The sequence below is a fragment of the Candidatus Megaera venefica genome (assembly GCF_034554655.1).
Taxonomy (GTDB): Bacteria; Pseudomonadota; Alphaproteobacteria; order Rickettsiales; family Rickettsiaceae; genus Megaera_A; species Megaera_A venefica.
This window is the reverse complement of record NZ_JARJFB010000148.1, coordinates 1-4024: the sequence shown is the minus strand read 5'-3', so window position 1 is coordinate 4024 and position 4024 is coordinate 1. Positions and strand designations below refer to the sequence as shown.

4 protein-coding genes are annotated in these 4024 nt (G+C 32.6%); 1 reads left to right on the top strand and 3 read right to left on the bottom strand.

The genetic code is table 11. The features are described 5' to 3' along the window. Positions 1-75: 75 nt before the first annotated feature. Complete coding sequence (locus Megvenef_RS07780) at positions 76-996, bottom strand: 50S ribosomal protein L11 methyltransferase (protein WP_322777390.1); 921 nt, start codon at positions 994-996, stop codon at positions 76-78. Positions 997-1089: 93 nt separating this feature from the next. Between Megvenef_RS07780 and Megvenef_RS07775 the strand changes: the two genes are divergently transcribed. Beyond that, entirely contained in the window at positions 1090-1464 is a 375-nt protein-coding gene (locus Megvenef_RS07775; protein WP_322777389.1) for a hypothetical protein, read from the top strand. A 482-nt stretch (positions 1465-1946) separates the two neighbouring features. Here Megvenef_RS07775 and Megvenef_RS07770 read toward each other — a convergent pair whose 3' ends face one another. Both Megvenef_RS07770 and Megvenef_RS07765 read right to left on the bottom strand, forming a co-directional pair. Then, positions 1947-3671, bottom strand: coding sequence for an ankyrin repeat domain-containing protein (locus Megvenef_RS07770; protein ID WP_322777388.1), 1725 nt, complete (start codon positions 3669-3671; stop codon positions 1947-1949). 139 nt (positions 3672-3810) lie between these two features. After that, positions 3811-4024 (bottom strand): hypothetical protein (locus Megvenef_RS07765; protein WP_322777387.1); only part of this gene is annotated, 214 nt, incomplete at its 5' end.

Genomic DNA, 4024 nt, shown 5'->3' with positions numbered 1-4024 from the left:
AAAAAATGAATGTGCGGTGATTTATTTTTGAAATTCTTGAAATTATATCAAAAATTTAGAGTTTTGACGGAGAGACTAATTAATCTTTACTTTGAATATTAAGGTCACCCACCTATCCTTTTGCAAACTATCACCTACGGTAAAACCAGAAATATTATAGGCTTCCACTATATTTGAGAGTTGATAATCTAGAAAACCAGATAAAATCAATATAGTACCCTCGTGCGAGATAGATCTAATGGCCTTTGACATTGAAATTAACGGGGAAGCGAGGATATTACTAACTATTAGATCAAATTTTTTATCCCATCCTTTAGGAATACTCAAATCTTGTTCTGAATTTTGGTAAAAATAAACATTTGAATTATTACAAAATCTATTCTCTTTGGCAATTTTTATTGACACTTCTTCTATATCACACGCTAGTATTTTAGCATTTGGCCAAATTTTCTCGGCAACAAAGCTTAGTATACCGCTACCAGTACCTATATCAAATACAGTGTTTATTTTCTGATCTTTAAAGGAGCTCATAGCATCAATACACAACGACGTCGTGGCATGATCCCCTGTTCCAAAGGCTCTGGAGGCCTCAATGTAGATAGGGACCTTGTCTTTAGGGCATTTCTCACTTATAGCACTTGAAGTGATAAAAAAACTTCCGATTTCGATCGGTTTTAGTTGTTTTTGATACTCCGCTACCCAATCCTTATCTTCGACTTGTTGCAGAGTTACTTCAGAGTAAAAAAGTAGGCCTTGAGTTTTTGCATAAATCTTTAATGTATCAACTAAAGAATCAATTTCAGGTTTTCCTTCAGTTAAAACCTCCATTACCCATAAATCATTATCTTGAGAATCAATCGTTGAAGATTCAACTTCAGATGTACATATTCCAAGAACATCTTCTGGAAAGAATTTCTCAAAAACTTCAATATCTTTATACTTTAAAATAAAGCTGAGTTTATAGATTAGTTTTGGTTGACTAAATGGGTTATTCATAGTTTTATAATCGAAATGCCAGTTACTTAATAAACTTGGTGTATAGCAACTAATCGTTTAAATTTCAATGTTTTTAATTTGTGAGAAAATTGTATGAATAAGATAAGAATTTTTACTACATATCTGTTGATAATTTTATTTGCAGGCGTAACTATCGCAGCCGAGCAAGAAGAAGTTGCTAAGCCAAAGGCAAAACTCCATGATCCCGCTGAGTTTCAGAAAGTTATTGATGAATACAAAGATTATGTTGCAAAAATTCCGCCTGAAATTAGAGAAGAAATTATCACTTACAGAAAGGAAATTGCTAAAATAAACAAACATAAAAAGATCCTTTATACTAAACTTTCTCAAGCAAGCCAAAATTACTTAAAAAAAGAACAACAATATAAGAAAAAACTACCTATGAATCGTAAGAACTTAATTTCGATTGATCCACAAACCACCGATACACAGAAAGATAGTAAATAAATTATGAGTAATAACGGTACCGCTATCACCTACGCATATTTCTAAACCAGAACTGCAGTAGGTTTGCTGGACAATTTGTATTTCAAAGCTTTTTGTCCAGCCATACCCTCTAATTAACCTGAACTATGGATAAAGATATAGAGTTGTATGGTTTTACTGGGATTTGCTGTACGCACTGTCGTCATCCTGAATTTACTTCAGGATCTCAGGAAATAGGAGAAAATACTCGGCCTAAGAGATATGCGAAACCCACTGATTCGGCATGAGGGTAGATAAGAAGATACCGGATCAAGCCCGGTATGACTATATTTCTTGCCGGACGTAAATAAATCTAATATTCATCTTATCCATAGTTGGGGTTAATTATCTTTACAAGACCCTTGTTCTATTGCTACTAAAATAGCCTATATATTTACCAATCTTTTGCGGTACAGTTCTAGCTTTTTCTCAAATATAACCATTGCAGCAACAATTTCAGTATATTAGAAATCATTGTCAGAATGTCCTTCTTGACCAAACAACTGCACATCATCAGTATGATTAATATGCACATCTATACTTGAATTATTTTCTATCGCCTTAATGGTTGACAGAGAATATCCTTCAAGTGCTTGATATTTGCTTAAAATAATTTCTGGACTTATATTTAATACTTCTTCTAACTGAAGAGATACAAGTCTTTCTGATCCAATATCAAAGTACTTAATATCTATTTTATCTGCTAACACTCCTTGTTTATGTAAAAACTTTATAGCAAGAATTAACTGATCTTTTGATGGCTTATAATGACCACTAGATGCATCAATTTCTACAATTTTTCCGGCTTCAACTTTGAAATGTCCGCCACATGCTACTGGCTTACCAAAACCATCTTTTTTGCTAAAAAAACTGTGTTGATTACCAATTTCATCACCACTAACTTCGCCACGCATGGTAGCAGAAAATAATTCTCCATGACGATCTAAAACCCAGAGATAAATATATTCTAGTTGAGTAGTTGGATTTAATTTTGTAGTTACAAATAATTCATTATCTTTGTCGTAAATCAAGCCATCTTTGATAGACAATCTACAAGTTACTTTCTTATTTAATGTATTATCAGGTCTATCACTCTCATTAGAATAATGCGGATCAAGTGTTCTGATAACAAATTCACCATATTTAAATTGTGGATGTTCAGCTGGTGGATATACGCCATATTTATTAATCACAGCTTGTATAATCTTACTATCTGACTTTTTAATAGTTAAAGCACATTCCTCTGAATAATCAAAGCCATTTGCAATAGATAACTCTAGTAGCTTTGATTGTTTATTATTCATACATTGCTTAAAAAGATCTTTCGATACAATTATATCTTTAGCATATCTAGATAAGATAAATTCTCCCATATCAAAGCAATGTGTATCTACTGCGTATTTGAGGACTGAACTCATATCAATTTTATTATTGGTTTCAGCATTTCTTGAGACCAATATCTCAATAATTTCTTTCTGATTATTTAAAGCAGCTTGATGGATTGGAGACTCATAAGACTTCATGGTCTCAGAATATATCGTCGCTCCTTTATCAAGAAGAAAATTGACAATAATTTTTGTATTAGGTCCTCCTTTCTCTATTGCAGCAGTTAACGGCGATTTCTGTGTAACATTATCAGGATTTACTTTTGCTCCAAGGCTGAGGCAAAGTGAAAACATATCTAGTTCTCCTGTAGATACTGCTAATTGGGTTGCCGCGGATAAAGGAGGAAGTGTATAATCTGCAACAGGGTTAATATTTGCTCCTAGCTGAATTAAGTATTGAACCATGACACGAGAACAGGCTCCATTTACTTTTATAACTTCAGTTAAAGGGCTAGAGAAACAATTGGTTGGATTTAAATCAGCACCTAAGTCAATCAATTTACCAAAAGTATAATTAATATTTTGAGTTGAATCAGCTTTAGCAGCAATCGCACAAGCAGCTCCAAGGGGGGTTATGTCTAGCCTTCCTTGATACTCTGGATTAACTTTAGCACCTTGTTCCAGGAAGAAATCTATAATTTGCGCATTTTGACTGTAGATAGCATGAACAAAGAGAGGAACTCTGAGATTATCAAAAGCATTTACGTCAGCCCTTTCCTTTAATACAAAATCTTTTATCTTGTCTAAATCAAACCGTTGAATAGCACTTACAAAATCATTGATATTAACTTCCTGTCTTTTCATAAATCTTACCTAAAATATTTAATTATTAGTAAGTATAACGTAACATATATATTAATAAACGTCAATAACTTTTAAGATTTATCTATAATTATAATAAAAACCAAGGATAATTAATTCCTAAATATAAAAACTTATTTTCTTAATTTTCAACAATATCTTCAATATTGCTTGTACCGTGGGGGGTCTTGTTCCATTTGAAGGGAGATATGATAATTTCCCAAAGAGCCCTGTAACTTGCAATAGTATGTAAAATAAAATATAACGGCCAACATATAAACACTATGATGTCCGATAAGGATCTGATAATAACTGGAGAAGTTCCGTTTGAGATTACTATATAAGCTATGGTATAC

Coding starts and splice junctions, on each gene's coding strand:
- Megvenef_RS07770 (WP_322777388.1), bottom strand. CDS start 3,671: ATGAAAAGACAGGAAGTTAATATCAATGATTTTGTAAGTGCTATTCAA.
- Megvenef_RS07780 (WP_322777390.1), bottom strand. CDS start 996: ATGAATAACCCATTTAGTCAACCAAAACTAATCTATAAACTCAGCTTT.
- Megvenef_RS07775 (WP_322777389.1), top strand. CDS start 1,090: ATGAATAAGATAAGAATTTTTACTACATATCTGTTGATAATTTTATTT.